The 13,039-nt window shown below is 66.0% G+C and carries 10 protein-coding genes, 1 tRNA gene and 1 rRNA gene; 7 read left to right on the top strand and 5 right to left on the bottom strand.

What is annotated here, in order from left to right; all coding sequences use genetic code 11:
* The first annotated feature begins 3 nt into the window (after positions 1 to 3).
* Genes ACFUTU_RS17500 through ACFUTU_RS17490 form a run of 3 tightly spaced genes read left to right on the top strand, consistent with a single transcriptional unit; the run spans position 4 to position 3,510 of the window.
* Complete coding sequence (locus tag ACFUTU_RS17500) at positions 4 to 1,353, top strand: FAD-binding oxidoreductase (protein WP_377966528.1); 1,350 nt, start codon at positions 4 to 6, stop codon at positions 1,351 to 1,353.
* Positions 1,354 to 1,385: 32 nt separating this feature from the next.
* A complete protein-coding gene (locus ACFUTU_RS17495; protein ID WP_377966526.1) occupies positions 1,386 to 2,306 on the top strand; it encodes a LysR family transcriptional regulator in 921 nt (306 codons plus the stop codon).
* Between the two features lie 31 nt (positions 2,307 to 2,337).
* Entirely contained in the window at positions 2,338 to 3,510 is a 1,173-nt protein-coding gene (locus ACFUTU_RS17490) for a Glu/Leu/Phe/Val dehydrogenase (RefSeq protein ID WP_377966524.1), read from the top strand.
* Positions 3,511 to 3,682: 172 nt separating this feature from the next.
* Here ACFUTU_RS17490 and ACFUTU_RS17485 read toward each other — a convergent pair.
* Positions 3,683 to 3,756 (bottom strand) — tRNA-Thr (locus ACFUTU_RS17485).
* Between the two features lie 155 nt (positions 3,757 to 3,911).
* Positions 3,912 to 4,802, bottom strand: coding sequence for a DsbA family protein (locus ACFUTU_RS17480; RefSeq protein WP_377966522.1), 891 nt, complete (start codon positions 4,800 to 4,802; stop codon positions 3,912 to 3,914).
* Positions 4,803 to 5,146: 344 nt separating this feature from the next.
* Here ACFUTU_RS17480 and otsA point away from each other — a divergent pair, with 344 nt between their 5' ends.
* The 4 genes from otsA to ACFUTU_RS17460 all read left to right on the top strand — a co-directional run bounded on the left by otsA (position 5,147) and on the right by ACFUTU_RS17460 (position 10,206).
* Complete coding sequence (gene otsA, locus ACFUTU_RS17475; RefSeq protein WP_377966565.1) at positions 5,147 to 6,559, top strand: alpha,alpha-trehalose-phosphate synthase (UDP-forming); 1,413 nt, start codon at positions 5,147 to 5,149, stop codon at positions 6,557 to 6,559.
* Positions 6,549 to 7,370, top strand: coding sequence for a trehalose-phosphatase (gene otsB / locus ACFUTU_RS17470; protein WP_377966520.1), 822 nt, complete (start codon positions 6,549 to 6,551; stop codon positions 7,368 to 7,370). The genes otsA and otsB overlap by 11 nt, the downstream gene beginning before the upstream one ends.
* Positions 7,371 to 7,588: 218 nt before the next feature.
* Positions 7,589 to 8,671 (top strand): ABC transporter ATP-binding protein, encoded by a 1,083-nt coding sequence (locus tag ACFUTU_RS17465; protein WP_377966518.1) that lies wholly within the window; start codon positions 7,589 to 7,591, stop codon positions 8,669 to 8,671.
* 116 nt (positions 8,672 to 8,787) lie between these two features.
* Positions 8,788 to 10,206: a DUF4032 domain-containing protein gene (locus ACFUTU_RS17460; RefSeq protein WP_377966516.1), complete on the top strand. Its 1,419-nt coding sequence runs from the start codon at positions 8,788 to 8,790 to the stop codon at positions 10,204 to 10,206.
* Positions 10,207 to 10,245: 39 nt separating this feature from the next.
* Here ACFUTU_RS17460 and ACFUTU_RS17455 read toward each other — a convergent pair whose 3' ends face one another.
* The 3 genes from ACFUTU_RS17455 to rrf form a co-directional block, all read right to left on the bottom strand.
* Positions 10,246 to 11,616: an FAD-binding oxidoreductase gene (locus tag ACFUTU_RS17455; RefSeq protein WP_377966514.1), complete on the bottom strand. Its 1,371-nt coding sequence runs from the start codon at positions 11,614 to 11,616 to the stop codon at positions 10,246 to 10,248.
* A 66-nt stretch (positions 11,617 to 11,682) separates the two neighbouring features.
* Positions 11,683 to 12,171 carry a hypothetical protein gene (locus ACFUTU_RS17450; RefSeq protein ID WP_377966512.1) on the bottom strand — a complete coding sequence of 163 codons (489 nt, stop codon included), beginning with the start codon at positions 12,169 to 12,171 and terminating at the stop codon, positions 11,683 to 11,685.
* Between the two features lie 779 nt (positions 12,172 to 12,950).
* Positions 12,951 to 13,039 (bottom strand): 5S ribosomal RNA (gene rrf, locus ACFUTU_RS17445); the annotation flags it as partial.

The raw sequence follows: 13,039 nt of genomic DNA, 5'->3' as shown, positions 1-13,039 counted from the left end.
CCAGTGCGAACCGTCCAGGAACTCCGCCATCACGTTGGCCCGCAAGTGCTGACAGATCCGGCCGACCTCGCCCGCTACAGCCGGGACGCATCACGCGCCGTTCCGGCGGGCCTGCCTGCAGCGGTATTGGCGGCCCGTTCCACGGACGACGTCGTCGCCGGCGTCAGATGGGCCGCCCGGCATCAGGTCCGGCTTTCTGTCCGGGGTGCCGGAACCGGCCTGGCCGGCGGGGCCGTCGCGTATGCAGACGGGCTGGTCATGTCCCTTGCGGGGATGAACACCATCATCAGCATCGACCCGGACAACCGCCTCGCCCACGTCCAGGCAGGCGTAGTCACGGCAGACCTCGACGCCGCTGCCGCCGATTACGGCCTGATGTACGCCCCGGATCCGGCGAGCTATCGCCAATCAACCATCGGCGGCAACATCGCCACCAACGCCGGCGGCTTGCGCTGCGTGAAATACGGAGTAACCAGCGACAGCGTGGCCGGCCTCGAAGTGGTCTTGGCCAACGGAGACGTCATCACCACCGGGGCGAGGACACGAAAGAACGTGGCCGGCTACGACCTGACCAGCCTCTTCGTCGGCTCTGAAGGGACACTGGGAATCGTCACCGGGGCTACCCTGCGGCTCGTTCCCCGCCCTGCGGGCAAGGCAGTCACGTTCCGCGCGACCTTTCCCACAGCTGCTTCTGCCGGCCAAGCCGTTGCGGCCATCATGGGCAGTTCCGTGGTTCCCGACGTCATGGAACTGATGGACCGGGCGAGCGTCAGGATTGTCGAACAGTTCCACCCAACGGGCCTCTCGACAGAGGGCGCCGCCATCCTGGTGGGCCAGTTCATCTCCCCCTCGTCCGAAGCGGATGCATCCGTCGCGGCCGCCTTGTGCTCGAAGGCGGGCGCCACTGCCGTCGAACAGGCCGACGGGGACGTCCTGCTGGAAGCACGGCGAGTGTCCGGTAAGGCGCTCGACGCGCGCGGCCTGCGGGCCTCGTGCGACGTCGCCGTCCCCATATCCAGGCTCGCGGATATGTTCGTTGCCCTGGAACAGATCGGCGCCGCCAACAACGTCGAAATTCCGACGTTCGCCCACGCCGGCGACGGAAACCTCCACCCGTCAGTCGTTATCGCGGACGAATCCCCCGAAGCCTACGCGGCGGCGGAGCGCATCCTCGATCTGATCACCGACCAGGCCATCCTGCTGGGCGGCACCATCAGCGGGGAGCATGGAATCGGCTCCCTCAAGGTGGGAGCCCTTGGCAAGCAACTCGAACCAGCAACGCTGGCTGCGCATCAACTCGTTAAGTCGGCTTTCGACCCCCTGGGAATCCTCACCCCGGGCCGGGCCGTCTAGCGGCAGCACCGGCTAAGAGCGCATTGGGAACCATGGTCAATCCCCTGCATTTACGGACCTTCCTCGTTGTGCTGAGGACCGGGTCCTTCGCCGAGGCCGCACGGTCCCTCGGGTACACAGGTTCTGCCGTCTCGCAGCAAATGTCCTGCCTGGAGCGGTCAGTAAAGCTGGCACTGTTCGAGCGGGACGCCCACGGCATCAGGCCTACACCGTCCGCCGCATTCCTGGCCGAACGAGCCCAAAACATTCTTTCCGCGTTCGCCTCTTTCGAGGACGAAGTGAAGGCGATGTCGGAAGGAAACTTCGGGCAAGTCCGGCTCGGCAGCTTTCCCACTGCCAGCCAACAGCTACTTCCGTCGTCGCTTGTCAGTTTCGCCCGGACCCACGGTGACGTGGGCATCGACCTCGATGAGGGCGAACCGGAAACCCTCGTTCCACTGCTGCTGGACCGCGAACTCGACCTGGCGATCGTGTACCACTACGACCTGGCGCCCCAGACGTGGCCAAAGGCACTCAAAACGGAGCCGCTCCTCGACGAGGAGCTGGTTCTGCTGCTGCCACCCGGGCATCGTTTTACCGATTCAGAGATCTCCCTCAGCGATCTGGAAAAGGAGACCTGGGTAGCCACGGGTGAACGCACCTCAGGTGCCCGGTCCCTCCGCAGGGCCTGCGCAGCTGCCGGATTCGAGCCTGCGGTGCACTACCGAAGCGATGACTACGACGTCATCGGGAGATTCGTCGCCACCGGTCTGGGCGTGGCTCTGGTCCCCGCACTGGGACATGCAGCGGGGTCCGCCCCCACGGCCACCATTACCGACCTCCAGGTGCGCCGGCACGTGGTGGCCCTGCACGCGCCCAGCACCATCAACCCAGCGGTGAAGGGGGCGGTAACAGCCCTCAAAACGGCCAGCGCCGAAGCCGCGCAACGTCTTCACGGCGTCCATGTCGCCTGAACCAACCCTTTCCAGAACAGGAGCATCAAAAATGACCGACAGCACTTTCTCACTTTTTGACGAGTGGGGACCCGAAAAGATCGTGGTGGTCTCCGACCGGAAGACCGGCATGCGCGGCGTCCTCGTCATCGACAACACCGCACGGGGCACAGGCAAAGGCGGCACCCGCATGAGCTCCAGCCTCACCGTCCAGGAAATCGCCCGTCTGGCCCGCACCATGACCTGGAAATGGGCCGCCGTGGACCTGTTTCACGGCGGCGCCAAAGCTGGCATCCTCGGAGACCCAACCGACCCGAACAAGGAAGCCATCCTGCGGGCCTTCGCCAGGACCCTGGCGAACGAAGTTCCCGCCGAATACGTCTTCGGCCTGGACATGGGCCTGACCGAGGAAGACGCGGCAGTCTTCCTCGACGAGCTGGGCGACCGCGGAGCCTCCACCGGGTTGCCGCGGGCATTGGGCGGGCTTCCTTACGACCAGCTTGGGGTGACGGGATACGGCGTTGCCGAAGCAGCTGAAGCAGCCGCTCAAAACCGCGGCATCAGCCTCCAGGGCGCGCGGGTTTCAATCCAGGGTTTCGGCGCCGTGGGCCAAGCAGCGGCAATCCGGCTCCGGGACCTGGGCGCCGTCGTGGTTGCCGTCTCAACAGCAAGCGGGGCCGTGCACGACCCCGACGGTTTGGACCTCGACAAACTCCTGGAACTCCGCGCAGCCACGGGCGACGCCTGCGTTCAGCACTACGGTTCCGTGCTCCCGGCTGATGCTGCCCTGGATGTGGACGCGGATGTCCTCATCCCCGCCGCCCGGGAAGACACCATCAACGACGTCGTCGCAGCCAGCACCAATGCCAGACTCATCGTGGAGGGGGCCAACCTGCCCACCTCCCCCACATCCAGGCGCATACTGCACGAACGGGGAATCATCGTGGTGCCCGACTTCATCGCCAACGCCGGCGGGATCGTGGCCGCTGCCCACTCCATGGCGGCGCGCTACTCCCCCTTCGTCGTCGAACCCGCCGATATCTTCACAATGATCTCGGACAAGCTGAGGGCCAACACAGCCGCGGTCCTGGATAACAGCCGCGACGCGGGGGTCACTCCGCATGAGGCAGCATACGCCCTTGCCGAAAAGCGCGTGCTTGATGCCATGAGACTTCGCCGCCAGGTGCCGCAAACCTCCCCGAAGACGATCGACGTCCTGGTCTAAGAGTTATTGGATTGCATCGACGCTTTTGACCTTGCCGAGCAACGGGCCCGGCCCCGCAGTCCGGGCCGGGCCCGAGGGTTTGAGCCCGTTCGCTGAGTTGGCGGCGGATGGGGTGCCTCGCGCTTAGCGCCGCCATCCGTACGTAAAAACCGCAGGTCAATCAAGAAATAAGAGCCCCCTGTCGGATTCGAACCGACGACCCCCGCTTTACAAGAGCGGTGCTCTGGCCAACTGAGCTAAGGAGGCCTGCCCTCGAGGGCAGGCGCCGCAACGGCGCGCTACATAAGGTTAGCCCACGGACCGCCCGCCCGTAAAAACAAGCAAGAAGGTGCTTAAACGAACGGTGGCCCGGTCTCGGAAAAAATCCGGGAGCCGGGCCACCGCCTGTTCAGGAGGAACGCTTAGGCCTTGGCCTTGATGGCCGCCTCGACGAAGGCCGGGAACTCGGTCTGGGCGCTGTCGCCCTTGCCCCACTGCTTGCCGTCAACGAGGACCGTCGGCGTGCCGGTCACGCCAATGGCTGCGGCTTCCTGGGTGGTGTACTTGACCCACGGCCGGTACGTCTTGTTCTCAACGCAGGAGTCAATGCTCTTGGCGCCGACGTCCGTAGCCAGCTTCTTCAGTTCGTCGTCGGAGAGGCCGGCGCCCCCTTCGGCCGGCTGGTTGGCGAACAGCGTGTCAACAAACGCCGAGTACTTCTCGGGGGACTCGTTCACAACGCAGGCGGCGGCATTGGCGGCGCGCGAGGAGTAGTTGGTGGTGGAGCGGCTGTCCAGGAAGCCCAGGGCGCGGTACTCCACGGTGATCTTGCCTTCGTCCCGGAGCTTGGTCAGCGTCTCGTTGTACGTCGCTTCGAAGTTCTTGCAGACGGGGCAGATGAAGTCGATGTAGAGGACCACCTTGACCGGCTTGCCCGCTTCGGCTTCGGCCCCGGGCGCCGTGATAGTTGCCGGCGCGGACGCCGGCGGCGAGGGAATGTCCGCAACGTTCACGCTCGCGGCGGCGGACTTTGCCACCTCGGTGCCCTTGAGCAGGGTGATGCCGCCGTGGACGTTGCCATTGGCCGGCGTCGGGCCCTGGTCCGCCACGGGGGCGTTGTTCCGGATGTTGCTGGTCACCACCAGCGCAATGACGGCGAGGATGGCCACGACGGCAACCACAATGCCCCAGCCGATGAGCAGTTTGTTCCGCTTGTCCTTCTTAAGCTGCGCCTCGCGGATTTCGCGGGCCTTCTCGCGGGCCTGGGCAGTGCGTTCTGCTTTGGACTGGCGGGGTTCGTTTGCGGGGCTCATCAGTTCCTCGTGTCGTGCGGACAGGTGCGGACCACCTCGGGGCAACTCCCCCAGTTTAGGGGAGAACACCGGAGGCTTGCGCTTTCAAGCAATCATTTCAGCCTGACCAACGGACGAATGGCCCGGAAGATTCCAGCCCGTTAAGGTTGATTAGAGCCATAAGCAACCTTAGGGAGCCCCCCATGCACGGAGCTGTAAGCGACACATCCGACACAAAAACGGAAAGCGCGGCCGTACCCGGCAGCGGCTCAGGCGCCAGCGGGCAGGCCACGGCGCAGGCCACAGCGCATGCCAGCGAGCGCGGCACCAGGGACGCGGGCCAGGACGCCGCCAAGTACGACTTCATGGTGGTCTCCAACCGCCTCCCGGTTGACCGCTGCGCGCCCGGCGAACCCGGTGATGACGGCTCCGGCTGGCGGCGCTCACCCGGCGGCCTGGTAACAGCCCTTGCCCCGATGATGACCAGAACGGACGGCGCCTGGGTGGGATGGCACGGCGCCGCGGACGAGACTGTCGAGCCCTTCAGCCAGGGCGGCATAGACCTCGTCCCGGTACAGCTCAGCAGCGACGACGTCGAGCAGTATTACGAGGGCTTCTCCAACGCCACCCTGTGGCCCCTGTACCACGATGTCATCGCCCCTCCGGAGTTCCACCGGACCTGGTGGGAGTCTTACCGAAGGGTCAACAGAAGGTTCGCCGACGCCGTCGTCCGCACCGCCGATGAAGGCGCAACCGTGTGGGTGCAGGACTACCAGCTGCAGCTGGTGCCGCGGATGCTGCGCCAGGCCCGGCCTGACCTGAAGATCGGCTTCTTCAACCACATCCCCTTCCCGCCGCCGGAAATCTTCGCCCAGCTCCCCTGGCGCCACGCCATCATCGACGGGCTGCTCGGGGCGGACCTGGTGGGCTTCCAGCGCAGCAGCGACGCCGGCAACTTCATGCGTTCGGCCCGGCGCTTCCTCGGCGCCAGCGTCAAGCAGCAGCAGGTCCACGTCAAGGACTCCGACGGCGAGCACACCCACATCGCGCGCGCCCAGGCCTTCCCGATTTCCATCGACGTCCAGCACATCACCGAACTGGCGCGGAAACCCGAGATCATTGAGCGCTCCCGCCAGATACGGCAGGACCTCGGCAACCCCAAGACCATCCTCCTGGGCGTGGACCGGCTGGATTACACCAAGGGCATCGGCCACCGCCTCAAGGCCTACGAAGAGCTCCTGAACGAAGGCAAGCTCAAGGTGGGCGACGCGACGCTGATCCAGGTTGCCAGCCCCAGCCGCGAGCGGGTGGAGCAGTACCGGCTCCTCCGCGAGGAAGTCGAAGGCACCGTGGGCCACATCAACGGCACCTACGACACCATCGAAAACACCGCGGTCCGCTACCTGCACCACAGCTACCCGGTGGAGGAGATGGTCGCGCTCTACCTGGCCGCGGACGTCATGCTGGTCACCGCCCTGCGGGACGGCATGAACCTGGTGGCCAAGGAGTACGTCACCGCCCGCACCAACAACGACGGCGCCCTCGTCCTCAGCGAATTTGCCGGCGCCGCGGACCAGCTCAAGCAGGCGCTGCTGATGAACCCGCACGACATCGACGGCCTCAAGGACGCCGTGATGCGGGCTGTCAATATGACCCCCAAGGAGTCCGCGCGCCGGATGCGGGCCATGCGCAAGCAGATCCTGGACCACGACGTTGACCACTGGTCGGCCGACTTCCTTAACGCCCTCAACGAGAAGGTGGTCCGCGATGACTCCTGAGGCAGAGCACACCGAAGAGGCCGGCAAGCTGACCCTGTCCCCGGAACTGCTGGAGGCCGTGCGCCGCATCGCCGGGACTGACCAGCTGCTGGTGGCCATGGACTTCGACGGCACCATCTCCCCCATCGTTGACCATGCAGGGGACGCACGCCCGCTTCCGCGCTCGGCTGCCGCCTTCGCCGAACTAACGGCACTGCCGCGTACGACGACGGCACTCATCTCCGGGCGGGCACTGGACAGTTTGCGTGCGGTCGCCTCCCCGCCGGAGGAGACCCTGCTGATCGGAAGCCACGGCGCCGAGGCGTGGCTGGGTCCGGGCTCCGCGCCGCTCACCCTCGACCCTGAGCAGCTCGCACTCCTCGACGAGGTCCGGGCTGTCCTGACCGAGATCGTGCAGCTCGCCCCGGGGACTGTCCTGGAGGAGAAGCCCGCCGGCGTCGTGCTGCACACCCGGCTGGCGGCCGACGATGTTGCCGAGGACGCCGTCGCGGCCGCACGTGCAGCACTCCAGGACCGCCCCGGCGTCTACCTCAAGAACGGCAAGCGCGTCCTCGAAACCTCCGTGGTGCACGCGTCCAAGGGCGAGGGCGTCGACTTCCTTCGCCAGGCGACCGGGGCCACCGGCGTGCTCTTCGCCGGCGACGACACCACCGACGAGGACGCCTTGGCCCGCCTCGGGCCGGACGACGTCGGGGTTAAGGTGGGCCTCGACTTCACCCAGGCGCAGTTCCGGGTGGAGGCGCCGGTGCACATCGCTGAACTCCTCGAGGCACTGCTGCGGGAGCGCCGGAAGGCCGTCGCCTCCGGATAGCTGTGCGGCATCTCATATGTGACGTCCGTAACATTTTGTCCGTTTTCCAATTAACCTGACATACTCTTCTTTGTGATGTGGCGCACAGGAACCGTGCGGCGTCACTCGATGCTCCTCGGCCCCGGCCGGGGAGTCATCATGTAGGGCACAACTGAATTACATGAACCATTCACAACGGATCGTCCGGCACGTACCTGCCGGTGAAGGGATTGATAACTGTGGCAACAGTTACTTTTGACAACGCTACGCGTCTGTACCCGGGCACAGAAAAGCCCGCTGTTGACAAGCTCAACATCGAAATCGCCGACGGCGAATTCCTGGTCCTCGTTGGACCCTCCGGTTGCGGCAAGTCCACCTCCCTGCGCATGCTCGCAGGCCTCGAGGACGTCAACGCCGGCCGCATCCTCATTGGCGACCGCGACGTCACCGACGTCCCGCCGAAGGACCGCGACATCGCGATGGTCTTCCAGAACTACGCGCTGTACCCGCACATGACCGTGGCCGACAACATGGGCTTCGCCCTCAAGATCGCCGGCGTCAGCAAGGAAGAGCGCGCCGAGCGTGTCCGCGAAGCCGCAAAGCTCCTGGACCTCGAGCAGTACCTGGACCGCAAGCCCAAGGCCCTCTCCGGCGGCCAGCGCCAGCGTGTTGCCATGGGCCGCGCCATCGTGCGTAACCCGCAGGTCTTCCTCATGGACGAGCCGCTCTCCAACCTGGACGCCAAGCTCCGCGTCCAGACCCGCACCCAGATCGCTTCCCTCACCCGCCGCCTCGGCGTCACCACCGTTTACGTGACGCACGACCAGGTCGAGGCCATGACCATGGGCGACCGCGTTGCGGTCCTCAAGGACGGCCTGCTGATGCAGGTGGACACCCCGCGCAACCTGTACGACCGCCCCAAGAACGTTTTCGTTGCCGGCTTCATCGGCTCCCCGGCCATGAACCTGCTGGAACTTCCCGTGGTCGACGGCGGCGTGCAGTTCGGCGGAACGGTTTACCCCGTGCCGCACGAGATCCTCGACGAGGCCCACGGCCGCACGGTCACCCTGGGCACCCGTCCCGAGGACCTCGAGACCGCCGCCACCGGCGAAGGCCTGCAGGTTGAGGTCGACGTCGTCGAAGAGCTCGGCGCCGACGCCTACGTCTACGGCCACACCACGCTGGACGGCAAGAGCCACGACATCGTGGCCCGCGTCGACGGCCGCCGCCCCCCGATGAAGGGCGAGTCCATCTGGGTCCGGCCGCAGTCCGGCCACGTGCACCTGTTCGACACCAAGACCGGTGAGCGCCTGGGCGACTGACATCGCGGAATAACCGCACGAAAACTGACGGCGGCCCTCCTGACTGGACGGGCCGCCGTCGGGCTTTAACGCCTGCCCTTTTGGGCACCCCCTGCAAAATACGGAAGAATTGACCCATGACCGAGGAACGCAACGCGCAGTGGCACGATGAACCCACCGATTACGGGCAGATCGGCAAACTGCCGCGGTTCGAGGCGGCCAGCGCCAACGACGACAAGGCAGCTTCGGTCGCCAGCAACCTCAACATCACGGCCGCTGCCGCCGACCCGGAGCTCCTGGACCTGCCCTGGCACATCGCGCTTGAGGATTGGCCGGCGGAACACCTGGCCGCACTCCCCCGCGGTATCTCCCGGCACATCGTGCGGTTCGCGCACCTCGGCGGCTCCGTCATCGCCATCAAGGAAACGTCCGAGCACGTGGCCCGCCACGAGTACCACATGCTCCGCAAGCTCGCGCGGCTGGACGTGCCCTGCGTGGAGCCGGTCGCCGTCATCACCGGGCGCACCACGCCGGACGGCCGCCCCCTGAACCCGGTCCTGGTGACCCGCCACCTGAAGTTCTCCATGCCGTACCGCGCGCTGTTCTCGCAGATGCTGCGCAAGGACACGCTCACCCGGCTCATCGACGCACAGGCGCTGCTGCTGGTCCGGCTGCACCTCATCGGTTTCTACTGGGGCGACGTCTCGCTTTCCAACACCCTGTTCCGCCGTGACGCCGGCGCCTTCGCCGCCTACCTGGTGGACGCCGAAACAGGCGAACTGTACCCGGACCTGTCCACCGGCCAGCGCGAGTACGATCTGGAGATCGCCCGCGTCAACATCGCCGGGGAGCTCATGGACCTGCTCGAGGGCGGCCTGATTGAGGAGAAGGTGGACCCGGTGGCCACCAGCGAACTCATCATGGAAAGCTACCGGCGCCTGTGGAGCGAGCTGACGGCCAAGGAGTCCTTCGAACTGGGCGAGCGGTGGCGGGTCGGCGCCCGCATCCGGCGGCTCAACGAACTCGGCTTCGACGTCGAAGAGTACGCGATCAAGACCACCCAGAACGGCTCCACCATCCAACTGCAGCCAAAGGTGGTCGACGCCGGCCACCACATGCGCCGCCTGCTGCGCCTCACCGGGCTGGATGCCCAGGAGAACCAGGCCCGCCGCCTGCTCAACGACATGGACTCCTTCCGGGCGGACAACAACCCGGACATGGACGAGGAATACAGCGCGCACCTGTGGGTCAGCCAGATCTTTGAACCGATCGTCCGGTCCATCCCCCGCGACCTGTCCGGCAAGCTCGAACCCGCCGAGGCCGTGCACGAGGTCCTGGAGCACCGCTGGTACATGTCCGAGAAGCAGGAACGGCACATCCCGTTGGCCGAGGCCGTGCAGTCCTACATCGACTCCATCCTGCGCCACCGCCGCGACGAGGCCGCCATCATGCTGAACCCAGACACGGAGCTGCTGAAGATCCTCTCCGTCGAGACCGAGGAGTCCCGGTACGGCAGCGACGAGTCGATCGACGAGTATCCCGACGCCGACGACTGATATTCCTTAGTAGACCCCGGTAGACGCTCTAGAGGCGCTCTAGATGGCCTTGCCGGGGTTCAGGATGCCTGCGGGGTCGAAGAGGTTCTTGATCCGGCGCTGCAGCTCCCGCAGCGGCTCGGGCTGTTCCAAGCCCAGCCAGCGCAGCTTGTACTGCCCCACGCCGTGCTCGCCCGTGATGGTGCCGCCCATTTCCAGGGCCGCCACGATCGACTCGTCCAGTGCCGCGTTTAAGCGGCGCATGGCGCCTGCGTCCACCGCGTCGTTCACGCGGTCGATCCAGAACGTCGGGTGGAGGTTGCCGTCCCCGGCGTGGGCCACCACCTTCAGCCGAACGGCATGAAGCCCGGCAAGCGCCTCAAGCGCCGCCACGTAGTCCACCAGCCTGGAGCGCGGCACGGCAACGTCCTCGCCCACGCGGTACTCGTCGTCCACCTCCACGCCCCTGCTGTTGCGCCGCAGCTCCACCAGCTGCTCCGCTTCCGCACTGGCCTCGGTGGTGACCACGGCACCGCCGGCGGCGAGGACCTGGCGCACGATGTCGGCCTCTGCCGCCGCCCCGAAGCCGTCGGTCTGGACCAGGAGCAGGGACGCTCCCCGCGACGCGAGGTCCGAGCCGTGCAGCTCGTCCAGCTGGGCGAGGGAGCCGCCGTCGAGCAGTTCCATGATGGCGGGCTGCACGCGGGCCTTGCCGACGGCGAGCACGCCGGCCGCCGCCTGCCGGAAGTCAGGGTAGAACGCGGCGATGGTGTGCACTTCGCGGGGCAGGTACTTCAGCCGGACCGTAGCGCCGACCACGATGCCCAAGGTTCCCTCGGAGCCGACGAAAAGCCCTGTCAGGTCGTAACCGGCCACGCCTTTGAAGGTCTGGTGACCGGTGTGCAGCAGCGACCCGTCCGCAAGGACGACGTCCAGGGCCAGCACCGAATCACGCGTTACCCCGTATTTGGCACAGCGTAGTCCGCCGGCGTTGGTGGCCACGTTGCCGCCGATGGTGGACATTCTGAAGCTGGCGGGATCGGGAGCGAACATGAGTCCGTGCGCCGCGGCTGCGTCGTTCAGGTCGGCGTTGATGACGCCGGGTTCGACGACGGCGGTCTCGTCATCCGCGTTGAGCTCCAGTATGCGGTTCATCCGTTCCAGGCCAAGGACCACGCATCCCTCGCTGGCATGGGCGCCGCCAGAGACCCCGGTCCCGGCGCCGCGCGGCACCAGCGGCACATTCCGGGCAGCGCAGGCTTTGACCGTGGCCTGGACATCGTCGACAGTCTCCGCCAGCACCACAGCCGCCGGAAGCCGGTAGTCCACCACCGGGGCCTGGTCCACCGCGTACACGGCAAGTGTGGCCTCGTCCCGCAGTACCTTGCCCGGGCCGAGGATTGATGTCAGTTCATCGGCGATGCTGCCCATGGGTCTCCTGTTCACTCCACTTGGCTTCAGTCTAGGTGCCGGAGACCGGCTCTGCTCGCCCGCTCCCTACTCGGCGGCGCCGCCCATGAACCTCACGTAGCGGCTGAGCACCTCGGGCCAGTCCTTTTCCCACGCGGCGCGGGTGTTGGAGGGATCCTCGGCCCCCTCCCAGCCGTCGTGGATCACCCGCACCTCGGTGCCTTCCGCAACGCCCCGGAAGACAACCCGAAGCTCGGTGGACCACAGGGCGGTGCTGCCGGGGTACCAGGAGGCGTGGAAGGACAGCGGCGGCTGCCAGTCATCAATGGTTCCCCAGATGGTGCTCCGGCCGTCGTCAGCGGACTCCAGGATAAGGTTCTCCTCGAACTCCACATAGGAACCTGGACCATAGACACTGTTGCTCTCCATGGGCCACCAGAGATGCGTATGGTCGGTGAAGCCCATGAACGCCCGGGACACAGGACCGGGAACCATAACAGTGCAGATAACGGCGTCCAGGTCATCTGCCGGCCCGGGCGCATTGCCGCCGGCGGCGTGGCTGAAGAGGTTTTCCATGGCTACCAACTCTACCGGCCCGGAGTCCCACTCCCCCAGCGGGGAAGGACTGAGAGAGCATCGGTGTAAAACCCGCAGGAGGTGAGGACGCGTCGGTGAAAAACCTGCAGGACGTGAGGACGCGTCGGTGAAAAACCCGCAAGACGTGAGGACGCGTCGGTGAAAAACCTGCAGGACGTGAGGACGCGTCGGTGAAAAACCCGCAAGAGGTGAGGACGCGTCGGGGAGAAGTCGCATCAAACAAGACGCGTCCTCAGATCCTGCCGTCTCCTTACCGACGCGTCCTCAGATCCTGCCGGGTGAGTACCGACGCTTCCTCAGTTCCTGCCGTCTCCTGGCATACGCGTCCTCAGATCCTGCCGTCTCCAGCCGGACGCGTCGTCTGATCCTGCCGTCTCCTGCCTGACGCGTCCTCAGATCCTGCCGTCTCCAGCCGGACGCGTCGTCTGATCCTGCCGTCTCCTTACCGACGCATCCTCAGTTCCTGCCGTTTCCGGCCGGACGCGTCGTCTGATCCTGCCGCTTCAACCCTGACGCGTCCTCAGTTCCTGCCGTCTCCCGGCATGGGCTTCCTCGCCGGCGGCCGGGGGGGTGCGGGAGCGTTTGGTACCAGGCGACAAGGAGTGAGGGAGGGTCGGTGAAAAACCTGCAGGAGGTGAGGAAGGGTTTGAGTGGGATGGGTTTGAGTGCCCGGAGGGGTTTGGTTGTTGGGGAGGGGTTTGGTTGTTAAAAGGGTCAGGCCCCGACGTTTCATTGTCGGGGCCTGAGCCGTGAATAGTGTCCGGCGGTGACCTACTCTCCCACACCCTCCCGGGTGCAGTACCATCGGCGCTGTGGGTCTTAGCTTCCGGGTTCGGAATGGGACCGG

It is taken from the genome of Arthrobacter sp. NPDC057388 (genome assembly GCF_042668165.1).
GTDB lineage: Bacteria > Actinomycetota > Actinomycetes > Actinomycetales > Micrococcaceae > Arthrobacter.
Note: the sequence above shows the minus strand (reverse complement) of the source record. Positions and strands in the feature narration are given on the sequence as shown.

Excerpts from the sequence above, each read along its gene's own strand:
- ACFUTU_RS17495 (WP_377966526.1), top strand. The coding sequence starts at position 1,386 with ATGGTCAATCCCCTGCATTTACGGACCTTCCTCGTTGTGCTGAGGACC.
- ACFUTU_RS17490 (WP_377966524.1), top strand. The coding sequence starts at position 2,338 with ATGACCGACAGCACTTTCTCACTTTTTGACGAGTGGGGACCCGAAAAG.
- ACFUTU_RS17480 (WP_377966522.1), bottom strand. The coding sequence starts at position 4,802 with ATGAGCCCCGCAAACGAACCCCGCCAGTCCAAAGCAGAACGCACTGCC.
- otsA (WP_377966565.1), top strand. The coding sequence starts at position 5,147 with ATGGTGGTCTCCAACCGCCTCCCGGTTGACCGCTGCGCGCCCGGCGAA.
- otsB (WP_377966520.1), top strand. The coding sequence starts at position 6,549 with ATGACTCCTGAGGCAGAGCACACCGAAGAGGCCGGCAAGCTGACCCTG.
- ACFUTU_RS17460 (WP_377966516.1), top strand. The coding sequence starts at position 8,788 with ATGACCGAGGAACGCAACGCGCAGTGGCACGATGAACCCACCGATTAC.
- ACFUTU_RS17455 (WP_377966514.1), bottom strand. The coding sequence starts at position 11,616 with ATGGGCAGCATCGCCGATGAACTGACATCAATCCTCGGCCCGGGCAAG.
- ACFUTU_RS17450 (WP_377966512.1), bottom strand. The coding sequence starts at position 12,171 with ATGGAAAACCTCTTCAGCCACGCCGCCGGCGGCAATGCGCCCGGGCCG.